The 21558-nt window shown below is 57.1% G+C and carries 18 protein-coding genes and 2 tRNA genes; 17 read left to right on the top strand and 3 right to left on the bottom strand.

The genetic code is table 11. From position 1 onward, the window contains the following. Positions 1 to 18: 18 nt before the first annotated feature. Positions 19 to 330 (bottom strand): YhbY family RNA-binding protein, encoded by a 312-nt coding sequence (locus PSPTO_RS23305; RefSeq protein ID WP_003377487.1) that lies wholly within the window; start codon positions 328 to 330, stop codon positions 19 to 21. 103 nt (positions 331 to 433) lie between these two features. On the opposite strand from PSPTO_RS23305, the gene rlmE reads away from it, so the two are divergent. From rlmE to PSPTO_RS23220, 17 genes are all read left to right on the top strand, one after another. Continuing rightward, the gene (gene rlmE / locus PSPTO_RS23300) at positions 434 to 1084 is read left to right on the top strand and encodes a 23S rRNA (uridine(2552)-2'-O)-methyltransferase RlmE (RefSeq protein ID WP_005620411.1); all 651 of its coding nucleotides are present in this window, start codon (positions 434 to 436) and stop codon (positions 1082 to 1084) included. A gap of 193 nt (positions 1085 to 1277) precedes the next feature. Further along, positions 1278 to 3182, top strand: a complete 1905-nt coding sequence (gene ftsH, locus PSPTO_RS23295; protein ID WP_011105023.1) for an ATP-dependent zinc metalloprotease FtsH — start codon at positions 1278 to 1280, stop codon at positions 3180 to 3182. Positions 3183 to 3190: 8 nt separating this feature from the next. Beyond that, on the top strand, positions 3191 to 4042 hold the full coding sequence (gene folP, locus PSPTO_RS23290) for a dihydropteroate synthase (protein ID WP_011105022.1): 852 nt from the start codon (positions 3191 to 3193) through the stop codon (positions 4040 to 4042). A gap of 16 nt (positions 4043 to 4058) precedes the next feature. Continuing rightward, positions 4059 to 5402 (top strand): phosphoglucosamine mutase, encoded by a 1344-nt coding sequence (gene glmM / locus PSPTO_RS23285; RefSeq protein WP_005766449.1) that lies wholly within the window; start codon positions 4059 to 4061, stop codon positions 5400 to 5402. A 66-nt stretch (positions 5403 to 5468) separates the two neighbouring features. Next, positions 5469 to 6224, top strand: a complete 756-nt coding sequence (gene tpiA / locus PSPTO_RS23280) for a triose-phosphate isomerase (protein WP_005739097.1) — start codon at positions 5469 to 5471, stop codon at positions 6222 to 6224. Positions 6225 to 6228: 4 nt separating this feature from the next. Further along, on the top strand, positions 6229 to 6609 hold the full coding sequence (gene secG, locus PSPTO_RS23275; RefSeq protein WP_005766452.1) for a preprotein translocase subunit SecG: 381 nt from the start codon (positions 6229 to 6231) through the stop codon (positions 6607 to 6609). A 46-nt stretch (positions 6610 to 6655) separates the two neighbouring features. Then, positions 6656 to 6741, top strand: a tRNA-Leu gene (locus tag PSPTO_RS23270). 95 nt (positions 6742 to 6836) lie between these two features. Then, a tRNA-Met gene (locus tag PSPTO_RS23265) sits at positions 6837 to 6913 on the top strand. A 130-nt stretch (positions 6914 to 7043) separates the two neighbouring features. Continuing rightward, entirely contained in the window at positions 7044 to 7502 is a 459-nt protein-coding gene (gene rimP / locus PSPTO_RS23260; RefSeq protein WP_024419631.1) for a ribosome maturation factor RimP, read from the top strand. 59 nt (positions 7503 to 7561) lie between these two features. Next, positions 7562 to 9043, top strand: coding sequence for a transcription termination factor NusA (gene nusA / locus PSPTO_RS23255; RefSeq protein ID WP_005620402.1), 1482 nt, complete (start codon positions 7562 to 7564; stop codon positions 9041 to 9043). A 27-nt stretch (positions 9044 to 9070) separates the two neighbouring features. Beyond that, a complete protein-coding gene (gene infB / locus PSPTO_RS23250) occupies positions 9071 to 11596 on the top strand; it encodes a translation initiation factor IF-2 (protein WP_003377503.1) in 2526 nt (841 codons plus the stop codon). Between the two features lie 159 nt (positions 11597 to 11755). Continuing rightward, complete coding sequence (gene rbfA / locus PSPTO_RS23245; RefSeq protein ID WP_003377505.1) at positions 11756 to 12172, top strand: 30S ribosome-binding factor RbfA; 417 nt, start codon at positions 11756 to 11758, stop codon at positions 12170 to 12172. 3 nt (positions 12173 to 12175) lie between these two features. Continuing rightward, the gene (gene truB / locus PSPTO_RS23240; protein WP_005766456.1) at positions 12176 to 13093 is read left to right on the top strand and encodes a tRNA pseudouridine(55) synthase TruB; all 918 of its coding nucleotides are present in this window, start codon (positions 12176 to 12178) and stop codon (positions 13091 to 13093) included. Positions 13094 to 13251: 158 nt separating this feature from the next. Next, the gene (gene rpsO, locus PSPTO_RS23235) at positions 13252 to 13521 is read left to right on the top strand and encodes a 30S ribosomal protein S15 (RefSeq protein ID WP_002555121.1); all 270 of its coding nucleotides are present in this window, start codon (positions 13252 to 13254) and stop codon (positions 13519 to 13521) included. A gap of 175 nt (positions 13522 to 13696) precedes the next feature. Then, positions 13697 to 15802 (top strand): polyribonucleotide nucleotidyltransferase, encoded by a 2106-nt coding sequence (gene pnp / locus PSPTO_RS23230; RefSeq protein WP_003377508.1) that lies wholly within the window; start codon positions 13697 to 13699, stop codon positions 15800 to 15802. Between the two features lie 114 nt (positions 15803 to 15916). Next, positions 15917 to 17341 carry an IS1182-like element ISPsy6 family transposase gene (locus tag PSPTO_RS23225; protein WP_054082654.1) on the top strand — a complete coding sequence of 475 codons (1425 nt, stop codon included), beginning with the start codon at positions 15917 to 15919 and terminating at the stop codon, positions 17339 to 17341. Between the two features lie 358 nt (positions 17342 to 17699). After that, positions 17700 to 18053 carry a BON domain-containing protein gene (locus tag PSPTO_RS23220; protein WP_004656644.1) on the top strand — a complete coding sequence of 118 codons (354 nt, stop codon included), beginning with the start codon at positions 17700 to 17702 and terminating at the stop codon, positions 18051 to 18053. 154 nt (positions 18054 to 18207) lie between these two features. Here the strand turns inward: PSPTO_RS23220 and PSPTO_RS23215 are convergent, their stop codons facing one another. Both PSPTO_RS23215 and PSPTO_RS23210 read right to left on the bottom strand, forming a co-directional pair. Next, positions 18208 to 18516 carry a DUF2845 domain-containing protein gene (locus PSPTO_RS23215; RefSeq protein WP_032710582.1) on the bottom strand — a complete coding sequence of 103 codons (309 nt, stop codon included), beginning with the start codon at positions 18514 to 18516 and terminating at the stop codon, positions 18208 to 18210. A 25-nt stretch (positions 18517 to 18541) separates the two neighbouring features. After that, entirely contained in the window at positions 18542 to 21505 is a 2964-nt protein-coding gene (locus PSPTO_RS23210) for a DUF748 domain-containing protein (protein WP_005766460.1), read from the bottom strand. Positions 21506 to 21558 lie beyond the last annotated feature (53 nt).

Genomic DNA, 21558 nt, shown 5'->3' with positions numbered 1-21558 from the left:
CGGCCCTGGCGCATATTTTTATCCGTGCGCGCGGTGGACGTTGGACAGTTGCTTGTTTACCTTTGGGTTCTTGCGGTAGATCAACGCCATTTTGCCGATGACCTGTACCAGGTCGGCTGAGCCAGCCTTGCACAGTTCTGCAACGGCACCCAGACGGCTTTCGCGGTCGAGGATATTGAGCTTGATCTTGATCAGCTCGTGATCGCTCAATGCGCGTTCAAGCTCTGCAAGTACACCTTCAGTCAAACCATTGTCAGCCACGGTCAATACCGGTTTCAGATGGTGACCAATGGATTTGTATTGTTTCTTCTGCTCTGGAGTGAGCGGCATAATCTGACCTCTGCGTCTGATCTTTTAAAAGCGGCGGCCAGTTTACCCGAGCGAGTCCGGGACCGCCCAGTTAATCACGACTCGTTTATTTTTGAGGTGCCCTGTGGCCCGTTCCAAGACAAGCCATAACTGGCTCAAAGAACACTTCGACGACAAGTACGTCAAAATGGCGCAGAAGGACGGCTACCGTTCGCGTGCCAGCTACAAGCTTCTCGAGATTCAGGAAAAGGACAAGATCATCCGCCCCGGCATGACCGTCATCGACCTCGGCGCTGCGCCGGGTGGCTGGTCGCAAGTGACCAGTCGTCTGATCGGTGGTCAAGGTCGCCTGATCGCTTCCGACATTCTTGAGATGGACAGCATCCCGGACGTGACCTTCATTCAGGGGGATTTCACCGAGGACGCCATCCTTGAGCAGATTCTTGAAGCCGTCGGTAATACGCAGGTAGACCTTGTGATTTCCGATATGGCCCCCAATATGAGTGGATTGAGCGCTGTCGATATGCCGCGTGCAATGTTTCTCTGTGAATTGGCGCTCGACCTTGCCGGTCGGGTACTGCGTCCCGGTGGCGATTTTCTGATCAAGGTCTTCCAGGGTGAAGGCTTCGATATTTACCACAAGGACATTCGCAAGCTGTTCGACAAGGTGCAGATGCGCAAGCCTTCGTCGTCCCGCGACCGATCGCGCGAGCAATACCTGCTGGCTCGTGGTTTTCGCGGAATCGATGGCGCAGCCAGCATCGAACGTTTTTGATAGAGCGCGATAGCTTTTTTCAAATGGCGTCGCCAGTGCGGCATCAACGAACATTATGGTGTCAAAGTTTCACAAAGGGTTACAGACGGTGTCTGCCGTATCTGTAGGTTCTGTAGTAAGTTAGGCCAGTGAATATCATGCGAGGCACGCTTGCTGCGTGGAGCTTGCTTCAGAGGGTAGCTAATTGAACGATATGGCAAAGAATTTGATCCTGTGGTTGATCATCGCGGCTGTCCTTGTGACGGTGATGAACAACTTCTCAAGCCCTAACGAGCCGCAGAACTTCAACTATTCCGAGTTCATCCAGCAGGTCAAGGATGGCAAGGTCGAGAAGGTTTCTGTCGATGGCTACGTGATCACGGGCAAGCGCAGTGACGGTGACACCTTCAAGACCATTCGTCCGAACATTCCGGACAATGGCCTGATCGGCGATCTGGTCAGCAACAACGTTGTGGTCGAAGGCAAGCAGCCCGAACAGCAGAGCATCTGGACCCAGTTGCTGGTCGCCAGCTTCCCGATTCTGGTGATCATCGCGGTCTTCATGTTCTTCATGCGCCAGATGCAGGGCGGAGCGGGCGGCAAAGGCGGCCCGATGAGCTTTGGCAAAAGCAAGGCGCGTCTGTTGTCTGAAGATCAGGTCAAGACCACCCTGGCGGATGTTGCAGGGTGTGACGAAGCCAAGGAAGAAGTCGGCGAGCTCGTCGAGTTCCTCCGTGATCCTGGCAAGTTCCAGCGTCTGGGTGGTCGAATTCCGCGCGGCGTGCTGATGGTTGGTCCTCCGGGTACCGGCAAGACGTTGATTGCCAAGGCGATTGCCGGCGAAGCCAAAGTGCCGTTCTTCACGATTTCCGGTTCCGACTTCGTCGAAATGTTTGTGGGTGTCGGTGCAAGCCGCGTCCGTGACATGTTCGAACAAGCCAAGAAACACGCGCCCTGCATCATCTTCATCGACGAAATCGATGCGGTCGGTCGTCATCGTGGTGCCGGCATGGGTGGTGGTCACGACGAGCGCGAGCAGACCCTCAACCAGTTGCTGGTAGAGATGGACGGCTTTGAAATGAATGACGGCATCATCGTCATTGCCGCGACCAACCGTCCTGACGTACTGGACCCTGCATTGCTGCGTCCAGGCCGTTTCGACCGTCAGGTTGTGGTGGGTCTGCCGGACATTCGTGGTCGCGAGCAGATTCTCAAGGTCCACATGCGCAAAGTGCCTATGGGTGAGGACGTCAATCCAGGCGTTATCGCTCGCGGTACTCCGGGTTTCTCCGGTGCCGATCTGGCCAACCTGGTCAACGAAGCGTCGCTGTTCGCTGCGCGCTCCGGCAAGCGTGTCGTCGAAATGAAGGAATTCGAACTGGCCAAGGACAAGATCATGATGGGCGCCGAGCGCAAATCGATGGTCATGTCCGACAAGGAAAAACGCAACACGGCTTACCACGAGGCGGGTCACGCCATCGTCGGTCGTCTGGTGCCCGAGCATGATCCGGTCTACAAGGTGTCGATCATTCCTCGCGGCCGCGCTTTGGGTGTGACCATGTTCCTGCCCGAAGAAGACCGTTACAGCCTGTCCAAGCGTGCGTTGATCAGCCAGATATGCTCGTTGTACGGCGGTCGTATCGCTGAAGAAATGACCCTGGGCTTTGATGGCGTCACGACGGGTGCGTCCAACGACATCATGCGTGCCAGCCAGATTGCCCGGAACATGGTCACCAAATGGGGCCTGTCTGAAAAGCTGGGTCCATTGATGTACTCTGAAGACGAAGATGGTGGTTACCTGGGGCGCGGCGGCAGCCAGAATTCCAGTGTTTCCGGCGACACCGCCAAGCTGATCGACTCGGAAGTACGCAGCATCATCGACCACTGCTACGGCACCGCCAAGCAGCTGCTGACGGACAATCGCGACAAGCTTGAAGCGATGGCCGACGCGTTGATGAAGTACGAGACCATCGATGCTGATCAGATCGATGACATCATGACCGGTCGCCCACCGCGCGAGCCGCGTGACTGGGATGGCGGTTCAGGTACCAACGGTACTCCGATCACACCTGATCCTCGTCCGGAAACGCCTATTGGCGGTCCTGCTGCTGAGCATTAAGGTCTGACATGACATCTGCGCTGTACCCAACCCGGTTGCCTTGCGGCAACCGGGTTCTTGATTTGGCCCATACCCATGTGATGGGCATCCTCAACGCGACTCCAGATTCGTTCTCCGACGGCGGCCGTTACAGCCAGCTCGATGCTGCCCTGCGTCATGCAGAAGCCATGGTGCTGGCCGGTGCCACGCTGATTGACGTCGGTGGCGAGTCGACCCGTCCGGGCGCACGCCCGGTGTCTCCTGCGCAAGAAGTCGAGCGTGTAGCGCCGGTTGTCGAGATTATTGCGCGTGAACTCGATGTGATCATCTCGGTTGATACGTCAACGCCTGAGGTCATGCTGGCGACGGCAGGGCTGGGCGCTGGCATGATCAATGACGTTCGCTCGTTGCAGCGTCCAGGCGCGCTTGAGGCGGCTGCAAGCACCGGTTTGCCGGTGTGTCTGATGCATATGCAGGGCGAGCCGGGCACCATGCAGAATGATCCGCACTATGAGGACCTTCTGGGCGAGGTCAGTGCCTTCCTGCTGGAGCGCATGAATCAGTGTGTGGCCGCGGGGATTGATCGGCAACAGCTCATCCTTGATCCGGGTTTTGGTTTTGCCAAGACGCTGGAACATAATCTGAGCCTGTTCAGGCGTATGGAAGCGTTGCACGCGCTGGGTCGGCCGCTGTTGGTGGGGGTTTCGCGCAAAAGCATGATCGGTGCAGTGCTGGGACGGCCCGTAGATCAGCGCTTGTCTGGAGGGCTGGCCCTGGCCGCCCTGGCGATGACCAAAGGGGCAAGAATTCTACGTGTGCACGATGTCGCCGAAACGGCTGACGTGGTGCGCATGATCGCAGCTGTCCAGGCAGCTGAATAAAAACAGTGGGGCATCCATGACTACCAGAAAATATTTCGGAACCGACGGCATTCGTGGTCGTGTAGGGCAATTCCCGATTACACCCGAGTTCATGCTGAAACTGGGCTGGGCTGCAGGCATGGCCTTTCGCAAGATGGGCGCCTGCCGCATTCTTGTTGGCAAGGACACGCGTATTTCCGGCTACATGTTCGAATCTGCACTGGAAGCAGGGCTTTCTGCGGCGGGCGCTGACGTGCTGCTGCTGGGGCCGATGCCTACACCTGCCATCGCGTATCTGACGCGCACTTTTCATGCCGAAGCAGGCATCGTCATCAGTGCTTCGCACAATCCGCACTACGACAACGGCATCAAGTTCTTCTCCGGCCAGGGCACCAAGCTGCCTGACGAGATCGAAATGATGATCGAGGAGTTGCTCGACGCACCGATGACCGTGGCCGAGTCCGAAAACCTCGGCAAGGTCTCGCGGATCAACGATGCTGCCGGGCGTTACATCGAATTCTGCAAGAGCAGCGTGCCGACCAGTACCGATTTTGCCGGGCTCAAGGTGGTGATCGATTGCGCGCACGGCGCGACTTACAAGGTGGCGCCCAACGTCTTCCGTGAGTTGGGGGCGCAGGTTGTGGTGCTCTCGGCGCAGCCTGACGGGCTCAACATCAACAAGGACTGCGGCTCTACTCACATGGAGGCCTTGCAGGCCGCTGTGGTTGCGGAGCACGCGGACATGGGCATCGGTTTTGATGGTGACGGCGACCGAGTGCTGATGGTCGACCACACCGGGACCATCGTTGATGGCGATGAGCTGCTTTACATCATTGCGCGCGATCTGCACGAGCGTGGCCGCTTGCAGGGAGGTGTTGTCGGCACGCTGATGAGTAACCTGGGTCTTGAGCTCGCTCTTGCCGAACAGAATATTCCCTTCGTGCGGGCCAACGTTGGCGACCGTTATGTGATTGCCGAGCTGCTTGAGCGCAATTGGCAGATCGGTGGTGAAAACTCCGGGCACATCGTGTGTTTCCAGCATGCCACCACCGGTGACGCCATTATCGCCTCGCTGCAGGTGATACTTGCCTTGCGTCGCAGCGGCATCAGCCTTGCCGAGGCGCGCCTGAAATTGCGCAAGTGCCCGCAAATCCTGATCAATGTGCGTTTCGAGGGTTCCAGTGTCGACCCGGTTACCCACCCGTCGGTGCAGGAAGCCTGTGCGCGCGTCACCGAACAGATGGCGGGGCGTGGCAGGGTGCTATTGCGCAAATCCGGCACAGAGCCTCTGGTGCGGGTGATGGTTGAAGGTGAGGACGAAGCGCAGGTCAGGGCGTACGCCGAAGAGCTCGCAAAACTGGTTGCTGAAGTTTGCGCCTGATTTCGGCTTGCCAGTGTCGGAAGTGTTGGGTAACATCTGCGCCCACTTTGACCCACGAGGTGTAGCATGCGTCGCCCAATGGTAGCTGGTAACTGGAAAATGCACGGTACCCGCGCCAGCGTCGCTGAGCTGATCGAGGGTTTGGTCAAGCAGGCGTTGCCTGGCAGCGTCGATATCGCCGTAATGCCTGCAAGCCTGTTTACCAGTCGAGTGATCGAGGGCCTTCAGGGTACGTCGATCATTGTCGGTGCGCAGGATGCAGCCATTCAGGCTGAGCAGGGCGCACTGACCGGCGAAATCGCATCGAGCCAATTGGCTGATGCCGGTTGCAAGCTGGTACTCGTCGGGCACTCGGAGCGTCGTCAGCTGATTGGCGAGCAGGATGAGGTGCTCAACAAGAAGTTCGCAGCGATACAGGCAAGCGGTCTTACCCCTGTGCTTTGCATAGGCGAGACGCTTGAAGAGCGCAAGGCAGGGCAAACGCTTGAAGTTGTCGGGCGTCAGCTTGACAGCGTCATTGCAGAGTTTGGTATTGGTGCGCTGGTCAATGCAGTAATTGCCTACGAGCCAGTCTGGGCCATCGGCACCGGATTGACCGCTTCGCCTCAAGAGGCGCAGGAGGTGCACGCAGCAATTCGTGCGCAACTGGCAAAAGAGAATGCCGAAGTCGCACAAGGCGTGCGACTTCTCTATGGCGGCAGCGTGAAGGCGGCCAATGCGGTCGAGCTTTTCAGCATGCCGGATATCGATGGGGGGCTCATTGGTGGAGCGTCCCTGAATGCAGATGAGTTCGGTGCGATCTGTCGCGCCGCGGGAAACTGAAAAAATGCTGGAAACAGTCGTAATCGTTTTTCACCTGTTGGGCGCTCTGGGCGTTGTCGCTCTGGTATTGCTGCAGCAGGGTAAAGGTGCGGACGCAGGTGCGTCTTTCGGAGCAGGTGCATCAAATACTGTCTTCGGAGGTCAAGGAACCTCTACCTTTCTCAGTAAGTTTACTGCTATACTTGCCGCATGTTTTTTCATAACCAGCTTGGGGTTAGGTTACTTTGCTAAAGAGAAAGCTCAACAGCTGACTCAGGTAGGTTTGCCAGACCCTGCAGTACTGGAAGTGAAGCAAAAGCCGGCGGCAGGTGATGTGCCGGTTCTCGAAGAGCAAAAGCCAGCAGTTGTTCCTGCTGATGCACCTCAGGCTCCAGAGAAGAAGTAAAAAAGAATTCGGCGATGTTTTTGCGAGATCGCCAAAGAGTTGTAATGCCGAGGTGGTGGAATTGGTAGACACGCAACCTTGAGGTGGTTGTGCCCAATGGGTGTAGGGGTTCGAGTCCCCTTCTCGGTACCAATTAACAAGGAAGCCCGCATTAGCGGGCTTTCTTGTAGGTGGATGTTGGATTGACCCAGCAATGGATCGGTCGTATACTTCCGCCCCAGCTTTGTCGCGGGGTGGAGCAGTTTGGTAGCTCGTCGGGCTCATAACCCGAAGGTCGTTGGTTCAAATCCAGCCCCCGCAACCAGTTTTAGCGGAGCCCCTTTTAAGGGGCTTTTTGTTAGCTGGACAGTACGTGACGCCGATGTTCAGCGGCGTTTTCAGGGATGGGCTTTTGCCCATTTTTTTATTTCTAAAGCATGTACGAGGGGGTTCAGGTGTCGAGCAAGCTAGAACAGTTGCAGGGCTTGTTGGCCCCTGTGGTCGTGGCGCTTGGCTATCAATGCTGGGGGATCGATTTCAGTTCCCAGGGCAAGCATTCGGTGCTGCGTATTTATATCGATAAAGAAGGTGGTGTTCTGGTAGACGACTGCGCAATCGTCAGTCGCCAGATCAGCGGTGTGTTGGACGTAGAAGACCCGATCAGCACCGAATACACCCTTGAAGTCTCTTCTCCTGGCATGGAGCGCCCGCTGTTCACTATCGAGCAGTTCGCTTTGTACGCCGGGGAACAAGTAAGAATAAAGCTGCGTTCGCCTTTCGAAGGTCGACGCAACTTTCAAGGCCTTCTCCGCGGGGTGGAGGAGCAGGATGTCGTGGTGCAGGTTGAAGACCATGAGTTTCTGTTGCCGATCGACTTGATCGACAAGGCCAACATTATTCCCACGTTTGACTGATACGTGCCGGTTACTGCGGATCCCGCGGATCCAATGGCTTGCGAAAGGCGAGGCGTACGATGAGCAAAGAAGTACTGCTGGTTGTTGAGTCGGTGTCCAATGAAAAGGGCGTTCCGGCAAGTGTAATTTTTGAAGCGCTGGAGCTGGCTCTGGCCACTGCTACCAAGAAACGTTTTGAAGACGAAGTTGAACTGCGTGTAGAGATCAACCGCCAAACAGGCAACTACGAGACTTTCCGTCGCTGGACAGTCGTCGAAGACGAAGATCTGGACGATCCTGCTTACGAGCTGGCCGTCGATCAGGCTCAGGCTAAAAAGCCTGGTGCCGTTGCAGGCGACCTGATCGAAGAGAAAATCGATTCCATCGAATTTGGTCGTATTGCTGCACAGACCGCAAAACAGGTCATCGTGCAGAAAGTTCGTGAAGCCGAGCGTGCTCAGGTAGTCGATGCCTACCGTGAGCGTCTGGGTGAAATCATTTCTGGTACTGTTAAAAAGGTTACACGTGACAATGTCATCGTTGATCTGGGTAACAATGCCGAAGCCTTGCTTGCTCGTGAAGACATCATTTCCCGGGAAACTTTCCGGGTCGGTGTTCGCGTCCGTGCTCTGCTGAAGGAAATTCGTACTGAAAACCGTGGCCCTCAGCTGATTCTGTCGCGTACTGCGCCAGAGATGCTGATCGAGCTTTTCCGCATTGAAGTGCCGGAAATTGCCGAAGGTCTCATCGAGGTGATGGCTGCCTCTCGTGACCCGGGCTCTCGTGCGAAAATCGCTGTTCGCTCCAAGGACAAACGAATCGATCCGCAAGGTGCCTGTATCGGCATGCGCGGTTCGCGAGTTCAGGCTGTTTCCGGCGAGCTGGGTGGCGAGCGTGTGGATATCGTGCTTTGGGACGATAACCCTGCGCAGTTCGTGATCAACGCAATGTCCCCTGCAGAAGTAGCTGCAATCATCGTAGATGAAGACGCTCATGCAATGGACATCGCGGTAGGCGCGGACAACCTGGCCCAGGCTATTGGTCGTGGCGGTCAGAACGTTCGTCTGGCCAGTCAGTTGACTGGCTGGACCCTGAACGTAATGACCGAATCGGACATCCAGGCCAAGCAGCAAGCTGAAACCGGTGACATCCTGCGCAACTTCATCGAAGAGCTCGAAGTCGATGAAGAACTGGCTCAGGTGCTGGTTGATGAAGGCTTCACCAGCCTGGAAGAGATTGCCTACGTACCGTTGGAAGAAATGCTCAACATCGACGGCTTTGACGAAGATATCGTCAACGAGCTTCGCGCTCGTGCCAAGGATCGTTTGTTGACTAAAGCCATCGCTACAGAGGAAAAGCTGGCAGACGCCCATCCGGCCGAAGACCTGCTCTCGCTTGAGGGTATGGACAAGGATTTGGCGATGGAACTGGCGGTGCGCGGCGTAGTTACCCGCGAAGACCTGGCCGAGCAGTCTATAGATGACCTGCTCGACATCGACGGCATTGACGATGATCGTGCCGGCAAGTTGATCATGGCCGCCCGAGCCCACTGGTTCGAGTAAGTAGGCGCGGCCTGAGGAGAGAAGTGCATGACGCAAGTCACGGTGAAAGAACTGGCCAAAGTGGTCGACACACCGGTAGAGCGCCTGTTACAGCAGATGCGTGAGGCAGGTCTGCCGCACACCGCCGCCGAGCAAGTTGTGACCGATAACGAAAAACAAGCCTTGTTGACGCACCTGAAAAGCGGTCACAAGGCCAAGGTGGAAGAGCCTCGCAAGATTACCTTGCAGCGCAAGACCACCAGCACCCTGCGCGTTGCTGGCAGCAAGAGCATCAGCGTTGAAGTGCGCAAGAAGAAAGTCTTTGTGCAGCGTAGCCCGGAAGAGATCGAAGCCGAGCGCAAGCGCGAGATGGACGAACGCCGTGCGGTAGAAAATGCCGCTCGTCAAAAGGCTGAAGAAGAAGCCAAGCGTCGCGCTGAAGAAGATGCGCGCAATCAGCCTGCTGCCGGCCAGCCTGCTTCGGCACCTGCGCAACCTGTTGCTGCCGCCGAGCCTGTGCGTGAAGCACCTGCAGCCGCTGCTCCGGCACCTGCCAGCGCAGCGCCGTCTGCCGATGCACGCAAGCGTGACGAACAACGTCGCCCTGACAAGCCTCGTGCTGACGACCGCAACGCCCGTGGCGGCGACGGCGATCGCAAGAACGCTCCGCATCGTGCTTCGGTCAAAGAGAAGGCTCCGGCCCCTCGTGTTGCACCTCGCACCACCGACGAAGAAAGCGACAGCTTCCGTCGTGGTGGTCGTGGCAAGGGCAAGCTGAAGAAGCGTAACGCGCATGGTTTCCAGAGCCCTACCGGCCCGGTTATCCGTGACGTTGCCATCGGCGAGACCATCACTGTGGGCGAATTGTCGGCACAGATGTCGGTCAAGGCTGCTGAAGTCATCAAATTCATGTTCAAGATGGGCACCCCGGTGACCATCAACCAGGTACTGGATCAGGAAACTGCCCAGTTGATCGCCGAAGAGCTGGGCCACAAGGTCACGCTGGTCAGCGACAATGCCCTGGAAGATTCCCTGGCGGAATCGCTGAAGTTCGAAGGCGAGTCGTTCTCTCGTGCGCCGGTTGTGACCGTAATGGGCCACGTCGACCACGGCAAGACTTCGCTGCTCGACTACATCCGTCGCGCCAAGGTAGCGGCTGGTGAAGCCGGTGGTATCACCCAGCACATCGGTGCCTACCACGTTGAAACCGAACGCGGCATGGTGACGTTCCTCGACACCCCTGGTCACGCTGCGTTTACCGCAATGCGCGCCCGTGGTGCCAAGGCGACCGACATCGTGATTCTGGTGGTTGCTGCCGACGACGGCGTGATGCCACAGACCATCGAAGCCGTTCAGCATGCTGTTGCTGCTGGCGTTCCGCTGGTGGTTGCGGTGAACAAGATCGACAAGCCGGGTGCGGATCTCGACCGCATTCGCAGCGAGTTGTCAGTCCATGGCGTGACGTCCGAAGAGTGGGGTGGTGATACGCCTTTCGTTTCGGTCTCCGCGAAAATGGGTACTGGCGTCGACGAGCTGCTGGAAGCTGTCTTGCTGCAAGCCGAAGTCCTGGAACTCAAGGCAACGCCTTCGGCTCCTGGCCGTGGTGTTGTTGTCGAGTCCCGTCTGGACAAGGGCCGCGGTCCGGTTGCTACTGTTCTGGTTCAGGACGGTACGCTGCGTCAGGGCGACATGGTTCTGGTCGGTTCGAACTTCGGCCGCATCCGCGCCATGCTTGACGAGAACGGCAAGCCGGTCAAGGAAGCGGGTCCTTCCATCCCTGTCGAGATTCTCGGCCTGGACGGTACCCCGGACGCTGGCGACGAGATGAGCGTGCTGTCCGACGAGAAGAAAGCCCGTGAAGTGGCTCTGTTCCGTCAAGGCAAGTTCCGTGAAGTCAAACTGGCCCGTGCCCACGCTGGCAAGCTGGAAAACATCTTCGAGAACATGGGTCAGGCAGAGAAGAAGACGCTCAATATCGTCCTCAAATCTGACGTTCGTGGTTCCCTCGAAGCGTTGAACGGCGCCTTGAACGGCCTGGGTAACGACGAAGTGCAAGTGCGCGTAGTGGGTGGCGGTGTCGGTGGTATCACCGAGAGCGACGCCAACCTGGCACTGGCGTCCAACGCTGTACTGTTCGGCTTCAACGTGCGTGCCGATGCTGGCGCACGCAAGATTGTCGAGCAGGAAGGTCTGGATATGCGTTACTACAACGTGATCTACGACATCATCGAAGACGTCAAGAAAGCCCTTACCGGTATGCTTGGCAGCGACGTTCGGGAGAATATCCTGGGTATTGCCGAAGTCCGCGATGTGTTCCGTTCGCCGAAATTCGGCGCGATCGCAGGTTGTATGGTTCTGGAAGGTACTGTTTACCGCAACCGTCCAATCCGTGTTCTGCGTGAAGACATCGTTATCTTCGAAGGCGAGCTGGAATCCCTGCGCCGCTTCAAGGATGACGCTGCCGATGTACGTGCCGGCATGGAATGCGGTATCGGCGTCAAGAGCTACAACGACGTCAAGGTTGGTGACAAGATCGAAGTCTTCGAGAAGGTCCAAGTGGCTCGCAGCCTCTAAATCGCGAGCTTTAGGAGTCATGGTGGGGGCGTCGCATGTACATGCAGCGCTTTCTCCATGGGCTCTAAACGCAACGCCCGGTCTGGCAATTGTCAGGCCGGGCGTTTGCCGCTTTCAGACTGTCAGGGTTTGGTCCCGGATCAGTAACAGGTAACAAGCATGGCAAAAGAATACAGCCGTACCCAACGTATCGGCGATCAGATGCAGCGCGAGCTGGCGCAACTGATCCGTCGCGAAATCAAGGACCCACGTGTGGGTCTGGTCACGATTACCGCCGTAGACGTCAGCCGTGATGTCGGTCACGCAAAGATTTTCATGACCGTCATGGGGCAGGACAACGCGGAAGACATCGCGCAGACCATCAAGGTGCTCAACGCTGCCGCAGGCTTCCTGCGCATGCAGCTGGCCCGTGAAATGAAGCTGCGCAGCGTGCCTCAATTGCACTTCCACTACGACGAAAGCGTCGTGCGTGGTGCGCACCTCTCGGCACTGATCGAGCGCGCAGTGGCGCAGGACAGTCAGCACCAGGAAGGCCCTGCATCGCCAGATGCAAAGCCTGAAAGTACCGAGGAATAAAGGGTGGCTCAGGTCAAGCGTATACGTCGCAATGTCAGCGGGATCATCCTGCTCGACAAGCCACTGGGCTTCACGTCCAACGCCGCTCTGCAAAAGGTTCGCTGGCTGCTCAATGCCGAGAAGGCGGGGCACACGGGCAGCCTTGATCCTTTGGCCACCGGCGTTCTGCCGTTGTGCTTTGGCGAGGCGACCAAGTTCTCTCAGTATCTGCTCGATTCGGACAAGTCCTACGAGACGCTGGCCCAACTGGGCAAGACCACGACCACTGGCGACTCCGAGGGCGATGTTTTGCTCACGCGTCCGGTGACCGTTGGTCGCGACGATATCGAAGCGGTTCTGCCCGACTTTCGCGGGAAAATCAGCCAGATACCTCCCATGTACTCGGCCCTCAAGCGTGACGGGCAGCCACTTTACAAACTGGCGCGTGCAGGGGAAGTAGTGGAGCGCGAGCCCCGTTCTGTTACTATTGCGCGCCTGGAATTACTTGCTTGCGAAGGCGAGACAGCACGTCTGTCGGTGGATTGCAGTAAAGGCACCTATATCCGCACGCTGGTCGAGGATATCGGTGAAAAACTCGGTTGTGGTGCCTACGTCGCAGAACTGCGCCGTACCCAGGCCGGGCCTTTCACGCTGGCTCAGACGGTTACGCTGGAAGAGCTCGAGCAAGTGCACGCCGACGGTGGCAACGAAGCGGTTGACCGCTTCCTGATGCCTTCGGACAGCGGCCTGCTGGACTGGCCGTTGCTGAAGTTTTCCGAGCACAGTTCGTTTTACTGGTTGCATGGTCAGCCGGTACGCGCCCCGGACGCACCGAAATTCGGTATGGTGCGGGTGCAGGATCACGAAGGTCGCTTCATCGGTATCGGTGAAGTCAGCGAAGACGGGCGTATTGCGCCGCGTCGATTGATTCGGTCAGAGTGACCGGAACCAGTCCACTGGCGGGCTAGCCTGGCAGTGGGGTGGAACGAGGATGGCTGTCAACAGGCACGGTCATATCTCATTTTTTAATACGAGGTTTTGTCCTCGGCCTGTTGGAAACGTTTCCCCGGAAGCGCTTCCCTGAAATAAGGATTGCCCACATGGCACTCAGCGTTGAAGAAAAAGCTCAGATCGTAACCGACTACCAGCAAGCTGTTGGTGATACTGGTTCGCCAGAAGTGCAGGTTGCACTGCTTACCGCCAACATCAACAAACTGCAAGGCCACTTCAAGGCCAACGGTAAGGACCACCACTCCCGTCGTGGTCTGATCCGTATGGTAAACCAGCGCCGCAAGCTGCTGGATTACCTGAAAGGTAAGGACGTTAGCCGTTACAGCGCCCTGATCGGTCGTCTGGGTCTGCGTCGCTAATAACGACGTTGCTAGAGGTTGGTTGTCTGTCACGATCCGTCGGGTTTACCCGGTGGGTCTGGCAGGCTCCCAGCCTCAAGTTTTATCTGGGCTGTGGAAGGGGCCGATTCCCCACGCTGCCCAAGAATTCGCAAGAAACCAGTTCCCCAAGAGCCACAAAGAAAGGTAGGAAACCGTGAACCCGGTAATCAAAAAGTTTCAGTTCGGTCAATCGACCGTAACCCTCGAGACAGGCCGTATCGCCCGTCAAGCCTCTGGCGCAGTATTGGTCACCGTTGACGACGACGTCAGCGTACTTGTGACTGTGGTCGGCGCCAAACAGGCTGACGCTGGCAAAGGCTTCTTCCCTCTGTCCGTGCACTATCAGGAAAAAACCTACGCTGCCGGCAAGATTCCTGGTGGTTTCTTCAAGCGTGAAGGCCGTCCTTCCGAGAAAGAAACCCTGACCTCGCGCCTGATCGACCGTCCGATCCGTCCGCTGTTTCCAGAAGGCTTCATGAACGAAGTGCAGGTTGTCTGCACAGTCGTTTCCACCAGCAAGAAGATCGATCCGGACATCGCTGCGATGATCGGTACTTCGGCTGCTCTGGCCATCTCCGGTATCCCGTTTGACGGTCCGGTTGGCGCTGCGCGCGTTGCTTTCCACGAAAGCACCGGCTACCTGCTGAACCCGACTTACGAGCAACTGCAGGCTTCGAGCCTGGACATGGTCGTAGCTGGTACTTCCGAAGCCGTTCTGATGGTTGAGTCTGAAGCCAAAGAGCTGACCGAAGACCAGATGCTGGGCGCTGTGCTGTTTGCCCACGACGAGTTCCAGGTGGTCATCAACGCCATCAAGGAACTGGCTGCCGAAGCCGCCAAGCCTACCTGGGACTGGCAGCCAAAGCCTGAAGCGACTGCACTGCTGGGCGCTATCCGTGCCGAGTTCGGCGACGCGATCTCCCAGGCGTACACCATCACCGTCAAAGCCGACCGCTATGCGCGTCTGGGCGAGCTGAAAGACCAGGTCGTTGCCAAGCTGGCTGTCGAAGAAGGCAGCCCGTCTGCCGGCGAAGTCAAAGCGGCTTTCGGTGAAATCGAATACCGCACCGTTCGCGAAAACATCGTCAACGGCAAGCCGCGTATCGATGGCCGTGACACTCGCACTGTCCGCCCGCTGAACATCGAAGTCGGCGTTCTGCCAAAGACTCACGGTTCGGCACTGTTCACCCGTGGCGAAACTCAGGCGCTGGTTGTTGCCACCCTGGGTACTGCACGCGACGCACAGCTGCTCGACACCCTTGAAGGCGAGAAAAAAGACCCGTTCATGCTGCACTACAACTTCCCTCCGTTCTCGGTGGGCGAGTGTGGTCGTATGGGCGGCGCAGGTCGTCGCGAGATCGGTCACGGCCGTCTGGCACGCCGCAGCGTACAGGCTATGCTGCCGGGCGCTGATGTGTTCCCCTACACCATCCGTGTTGTGTCGGAAATCACCGAGTCCAACGGTTCCAGCTCCATGGCTTCGGTCTGCGGCGCTTCTCTGGCACTGATGGACGCTGGTGTTCCGATGAAGGCACCGGTTGCCGGTATCGCCATGGGTCTGGTCAAGGAAGGCGAGAAGTTCGCCATTCTGACCGACATCCTGGGTGACGAAGATCACCTGGGCGACATGGACTTCAAAGTAGCCGGTACCTCCAAAGGTGTTACCGCGCTGCAGATGGACATCAAGATCAAAGGCATCACCGAAGAAATCATGGAGATCGCTCTGGGCCAAGCCCTGGAAGCTCGCCTGAACATCCTCGGTCAGATGAACCAGATCATCGGTCAGTCGCGTAACGAATTGTCGGCCAACGCTCCGACCATGATCGCGATGAAGATCGATACCGACAAGATCCGTGACGTGATCGGCAAGGGTGGCGCGACCATCCGTGCAATCTGCGAAGAGACCAAGGCTTCGATCGACATCGAAGATGACGGCTCGATCAAGATCTTCGGCGAGTCCAAGGAAGCGGCTGAAGCAGCACGTCAGCGCGTTCTGGGTATCACCGCAGAAGCAGAGATCGGCAAGATCTACCTGGGCAAGGTTGAGCGCATCGTCGATTTCGGCGCATTCGTGAACATCCTGCCTGGCAAGGATGGCCTGGTACACATCTCCATGTTGAGCGACGCTCGCGTAGAGAAAGTGACCGACATCCTGAAAGAAGGTGAAGAGGTCGAAGTACTGGTATTGGACGTGGACAACCGCGGTCGTATCAAGCTGTCGATCAAAGACGTCGCCGCAGCGAAAGCGTCGGGCGTCTGATTGATTTAAGCAGTACTTGAAAAAAGGACTCTTCCAGACTGTGTGAAAACCTAGCAATCTGCGCAGCGCTCAAAGAAAATGCTCCGTATCGAAAGATACAGAGCATTTTTCGTTATGGCCTACATCCAAGGTGAGTCCCGCAGCCAGACCAGCCTATTCCCGGTCTCGCTGGAAGAGTTGATCCCCGAGGATCACCTCGTTCGTGTCATTGACCTGTACGTTGCCAAGCTCGATCTGGTGCAACTGGGCTTCGATAAAGCGATTCCAAAAAGCACGGGGCGCCCTGCTTATGATCCCGCCGATCAGCTAAAACTCTACCTCTACGGCTATTTTCAGCGGATTCGCTCATCGCGACGTCTTGAAGCCGAGTGTCAGCGCAACATCGAAGTGATGTGGCTGATCAACCGGCTCAAGCCCGACTTCAAGACCATCGCCGACTTTCGCAAGAACAATAAACCCGCCTTCATCGCGACCTGCCGTGCTTTCGTTCGATTTTGTCGCACAGCAGGCTTGATCGCCGGTGAATTGGTGGCCATCGACGGCAGCAAGTTTCAGGCGGTCGCCTCCTCACGGCGTCATGTGAATTTGAAGCAGCTCAAGCGCCAGGAAGAAAAACTGGATAAGCGCATCGCTCAGTATCTGGCCGAGCTGGATGAGGCCGACAAGGCTGAAACCACAGATTCAATTGATCGCAGCGCAATCAAAGCAGCACTGGCACAGCTTGAGGCTCGACAACAGGATAATCAGAGTTGCCAGGCACTGATGCGTTCGATGGGCATCGAGCAGTTCAACACTCATGAAAGCGATGCCCGAATGATGCGCACGGCCAAAGGGCCACGTGTGGCCTACAACGTGCAAACCGTCGTGGACGCCGAGCATTGCCTGATTTTGCATCATGAGGTCACCCAGGATGGCGATGACCGAAAGCAACTGGAGCCGATGGCCAAGGCCGCCAAAGCAGAGTTACAGCAAGATGAGCTGACGGTCACTGCCGATGCCGGCTACTCCAATGGCAAGCAGTTTCAGGCCTGCGAGGATGCTTCGATTACGGCCTATGTACCGCCCAATCGTTCGAAAAACCCTGGCAGTCATGAAGAGCAGCTCTTTGAGCGAAAAGACTTTATCTATGAGGCCGGACACGATCGTTTCCAGTGTCCGGCAGGCAAATGGTTAACGCTAAAACAGCACAACAAAGGTGATCGGATCTATCAGGCTGAGGTCGATGACTGCGCCAACTGCGCGCTGAAAACGCAATGCACTCGAGCCCAGCGCCGTTATGTCTCACGACATGCCCATGAAGAGGCTTTCGAGCGGATGGAGCAAAGAATGCAGGCGCATCCTGAGATGATGGCCAACCGAAGATCCATCGTTGAGCACCCCTTCGGCAACCTCAAGCAATGGCTATTTGGTAATGGCCGTTTCTTGCTGCGACAACTGGAGGGGACAAAAGCTGAAATGGCCTTGGCGGTGAATGCTTATAACCTGAAACGAGCGATTAAAGTGCTCGGTGTGCGCCATCTGATGGCTTTGATGGGCTGAGCGGTCATTTTTTCGTCTGCTGCCAATACAAAACAAAACGCCCCGAACAAGTCGGGGCGTTTGCTTGGGCCTTCATCAGTGTGTTTTCACACAGTCTGCTTCGGAGTCCTTTTTTTATGAGTGCAATTAGGGGCTTATGTTTGCACCGCGCGAAATGCCTGATGTGAACATGCATCTTGCAAGCCCGGGAAGCGGCGAACGGGCAATCTGCACGACTCCGTTAAATGGCCAAAAACACAAGCTGCTGATTTTAAAGGGTTTTTTTGCGTTCTCATATTTGGCACACCGATTGCGATATAACTGATAACCCTGCAGCCACACAGCTGGCGCAGATTTTGAGAAAAACAGGAGTTATCGTATGAAGAAGTTCGCTATCGCTGCTGCTACCGCTACTGCCCTGACTCTGACCATGGCTAACGCTGCATTCGCTCAGACTTCGGCCCAAGCGCCAATGGTTCTGGCAGCTAACACCACCACTCAAGAAGTCAAAGAAGATACCTCTGACACCTGGATCACCACCAAAGTCAAAGCTGACCTGCTGACTGAAAAAGGCATCCCGGGTTCGGACATCAAGGTTGAAACCAACAAAGGCGTGGTTTCCCTGTCTTCGACCGTAGCTGTAACTGATGCTCAGAAGAAAATCGCTGTAGCAATCACCAAGAAAATCAAAGGCGTCAAAGACGTATCGGCTGCTGGCCTGAAAGCCGAGTAATCGAACACTGCACATGAACACCCCCAGTCATTGATTGATGGAAGGTTCATGCGAGGCTACAAGGATGTAGCCATTACAGGCCCCGGCTGAAGAGTCGGGGCCTGTTCTATTGTGGGCGGGAAATATGCACAAGGCGCTGAACGCAACAAGGCGATCAGTTGCGACGTTTGCTTTCAATCCTCACCAGGCGACCGCCTTCAAAGCGCAGGTACTGATACATGCCGTTATCAGGGCCGTAGACCCACTCTTCTATCCTGACCGCCTCTGACCTGCGATAAGTGCTGTTGAAGGTCTCTTGAGTGCCAAGAACCTCCTGACTCACGGGCTCGCCACACTTCTGCTGAACTTCGAATGCCCGGTCACCGGTGCTTACCAGCTGGCTGCCGCACCGCAAGGTTGAGGTGGCGTAGGAAAAGGTAGCGGTTGACCCCGCCAAAGCGGCGAGGGTCAGGGTAATCAGCATCTTGATTCGGGTGCGTGCCAAGGGTTTATTCACTGTCGAGGTGGAGAGGGCTGACGACTTTACCATCCGGTTGAGCCTGACCCAGCCGGGCGTCGACAAAATACACGCGCGCATCTTCCAGCTTGCCGGTGTCCACCAGATAATCCTTGATGCTACTGGCCCTGCTCTGGCCCAGCTCACGCAGCAACAGCTCGTTACCGCTCCAGAATTTGAGTACGGCGGCACGCATCTGGCCTGCGCGTTGTTCCTTGCCCAGGTTTGCCCATTCAGCAGGCGGTTGCTGTTTCAGGCGAGTTCGGTAAATGCCTTCAAGCATCGGCGCTTTCTCATCGTCCGGGACCTGAATCAGCCCAGCCCTGGCCGGGACCTTGTCACCGCGTCTCTGAAGAATCTTGTAATACGTATACTGGTATTCCCGCTCCAGCCTCTGCTGGGCAATCAACGGGCCGTCACTGCTGGCGGCACTGGTGCCTTCAATCTCAAGCTTGAGGTCCGGGCGCTCCTTGAGTGCGGCTGAGAGCTTGTCCAGCGCCTTTTTTGCCTCGACCGACAAGTCACTGGCGCCTGGCGCGAAACTCACGCTGCCGAGGTCCTCGGAGCTGCCGCCTGCCACCAGCCCGCCAAGCATCTTGAACGGCGCTTGCGCGGCGCGCAGCACCAGGTTACGCAGCGTCTGCCAGACAATAGGCATCACGCTGAACTGAGGGTTGTTGAGGTCGCCTTCGATAGGCAGCTCCAGGGAAATGCGCCCCTTGGTGTCCTTGAGCAGCGCAACCGCCAGGCGAATAGGCAGGTCCAGCGCATCCGGGCTGTCGACCCGTTCGCCCAGTTGCAACTGTTCGATCAGCACTTTGTTCTGTGCCTTGAGCTGGCCCTTGGTGATCAGGTAGTGCAAATCGAGGTTGAGCCTGCCTTTGCGAATCCGGAAGCCGGCGAATTTACCCGAGTAAGGCGTCAGGTTGGTCAGCTCGACGCGCTTGAAGCTGGTTGTGATGTCGAGGCTGGCCATCGGGTCGAAAGGGTTGAGGCTGCCTTTGATGGTCACCGGTGCATAACGGTCTACCTTGCCTTCGATATCGACCGGGGCCGGAGTGGCTTTGCGGTTGTTGATCGTGCCGATGCGACCATTGAGTTGCTGCACCGCGGTCGCAAAGTTGGGTGTCAGGGTCATGTCGGCAAAGTTTGCCGAGCCGTCCTTGATGTTCACTTCACCGACATAGATCGCCAGCGGGTTCTCTGTTTTGGCCTTGGGCTGGGTCTTGGCTGTTTTTGGCTGCGAGGCCGCCTTGTCATCGGGCTGCGGAATCAGCAGGTCGTCAACGTTGGTGGTTCGGTCTTCGTTGATCATGAAGCGCGCGTACGGCTGGCTCATGTTGACTTTGGCAATCGACAGGCCCGTGCCGTGCTGGTAATCCAGCCCTTCGAGCTCCAGTTGTTGCCACTTGAGAAAATCGCGCTGTTTGAGTGTGTCGAGCGTGTGTAGCTGATTAACCTGGGCTTTGCCCGTGACGCTGAACGCCAGCGGCTCGGTGCTTTTCAGGTTGACCGCCAGATCGCTGCCCAGCATGCCGCTGCGCAGTTCAAGAAGAATGAACGGGCTGATGTAAGCCTGCGCGACGCGTAAATCGATGTCGCGGGTGGTCACGTTCAATCGTGCGCTCACCGGGTTCAGGTTCACGTCGCCGGTTGCAGTGAGATTGCCCTGTTTGCCCAGACCGGTGTCTAGCTTGAGGGTGAAGGGGGATTTGTTCAGGCTGTCGAAGTTTTGCATGTCCAGATTCAGCGGGCCGACATCCAGCGCAACAGGTTCTTTGGGCACGCGATCGGTCAGGTGAACCGTGTAGTTGCGCAGTTGCACATCGCGTAACAGCACTTGCCACGGCTTGCCTGGCTGAGTGCTGGCTTGCGCAGATGTCTGGGGGGCAGGCGCCGGTTCAGCGGCCTTTTCGTCCACTGCCGGTTTTTTCGGCGCGGCAGGCTTGCCCGGCGGGTTGGCGAACAGTTTTTGCCAGTCCAGTTGGCCATCGACTTCGCGCGCTGCCCAGGTTTCGAGCGTCTGGCTGCGAATCTTGCCGACACTGACCAGTTGCCGGGCCAGATCAACCGATGTTTCGCTGACATCCAGGCGTTGCAGGCGCACCAGTGGGCGACCGTCGGGGGTGTTCAGCGCGAAGGGCGCCACACTGGCCGACAGGTTGGTCAGCTTGAGTTCGGTTTCTTTGGAGAGGTCGAGCTTGTAAGCGGTGCTGAAATTCAGCACGCCATTTTCAAGCGCCAGCGGCAGGGCGTCACGTACATAAGGCCACCACAGCTTCATCTTGCCGTCCGTGACCTTCAACGTGCCCTCGGAGGTGATCGGCACCAGACTGATGCGGCCCACCCAGTCGATCTGCCCGCCATCGGGGCCTGCCGCGACCAGCGTCATGTCGGCATTGTCTTCGGGCAGAGTGCTGAGGTTCTTGAGTTCGAAATTCAGCGCGTCGTAGAGGAATTCGATCGGCTCGCTGGGGCGCACATCCTGAAAGTGCACGTAGCCGTCAGCCAGCTTGATCTCGCCGATACGCAGCGGGAACGGCTTGCTCGGCGGTTGGTCTTTCGCAGGTTCGCTGGCAGGCAGCTTGAACAACTGCGCCAGATTGAGCTTGCCTTGCTTGTCGAACAACAGTTCGGCTTTGGGTTTGATCAGTTCGACGCGTTGCAGGTGCAGCGCTTTGGTCCATAGGCTGTCGATCTGCAGGTTGGCGTAGAGCTTTTCAAACGCCACCTGTTCTTTGCCCGGCGTGCCGATGTTCAGGCCCCAGAGGGTCAGTTCCAGCGTGTAGGGATTGAATTCCAGGCGTTCGAGCTTGGCGGGCACGGTCGAATAATTGGCCAGTTGCTGATTCGCTATACGCAGGGCGACACCGGGGAGGATGAAAAACCCCAGCAAGCTGTAGAGCACGATCACAGCCAGCAGTGAGCCAAGTGTGCGTTTCAATCCTTTGGACATGGGCGGCGGCGTCTCTCTCTTTTGGAAGCCCTTGGAGTATGGCATGCCTGTTC

Source organism: Pseudomonas syringae pv. tomato str. DC3000, assembly GCF_000007805.1.
In the GTDB taxonomy this organism is placed as follows: Bacteria; Pseudomonadota; Gammaproteobacteria; order Pseudomonadales; family Pseudomonadaceae; genus Aquipseudomonas; species Aquipseudomonas avellanae.
The sequence above is the reverse complement of the archived record's forward strand: the minus strand, read 5'-3'. Positions and strand labels throughout refer to the sequence as shown.

Coding starts and splice junctions, on each gene's coding strand:
- PSPTO_RS23305 (WP_003377487.1), bottom strand. CDS start 330: ATGCCGCTCACTCCAGAGCAGAAGAAACAATACAAATCCATTGGTCAC.
- ftsH (WP_011105023.1), top strand. CDS start 1,278: ATGGCAAAGAATTTGATCCTGTGGTTGATCATCGCGGCTGTCCTTGTG.
- folP (WP_011105022.1), top strand. CDS start 3,191: ATGACATCTGCGCTGTACCCAACCCGGTTGCCTTGCGGCAACCGGGTT.
- glmM (WP_005766449.1), top strand. CDS start 4,059: ATGACTACCAGAAAATATTTCGGAACCGACGGCATTCGTGGTCGTGTA.
- tpiA (WP_005739097.1), top strand. CDS start 5,469: ATGCGTCGCCCAATGGTAGCTGGTAACTGGAAAATGCACGGTACCCGC.
- secG (WP_005766452.1), top strand. CDS start 6,229: ATGCTGGAAACAGTCGTAATCGTTTTTCACCTGTTGGGCGCTCTGGGC.
- nusA (WP_005620402.1), top strand. CDS start 7,562: ATGAGCAAAGAAGTACTGCTGGTTGTTGAGTCGGTGTCCAATGAAAAG.
- infB (WP_003377503.1), top strand. CDS start 9,071: ATGACGCAAGTCACGGTGAAAGAACTGGCCAAAGTGGTCGACACACCG.
- rbfA (WP_003377505.1), top strand. CDS start 11,756: ATGGCAAAAGAATACAGCCGTACCCAACGTATCGGCGATCAGATGCAG.
- rpsO (WP_002555121.1), top strand. CDS start 13,252: ATGGCACTCAGCGTTGAAGAAAAAGCTCAGATCGTAACCGACTACCAG.
- PSPTO_RS23225 (WP_054082654.1), top strand. CDS start 15,917: ATGGCCTACATCCAAGGTGAGTCCCGCAGCCAGACCAGCCTATTCCCG.
- PSPTO_RS23220 (WP_004656644.1), top strand. CDS start 17,700: ATGAAGAAGTTCGCTATCGCTGCTGCTACCGCTACTGCCCTGACTCTG.
- PSPTO_RS23215 (WP_032710582.1), bottom strand. CDS start 18,516: ATGCTGATTACCCTGACCCTCGCCGCTTTGGCGGGGTCAACCGCTACC.
- PSPTO_RS23210 (WP_005766460.1), bottom strand. CDS start 21,505: ATGTCCAAAGGATTGAAACGCACACTTGGCTCACTGCTGGCTGTGATC.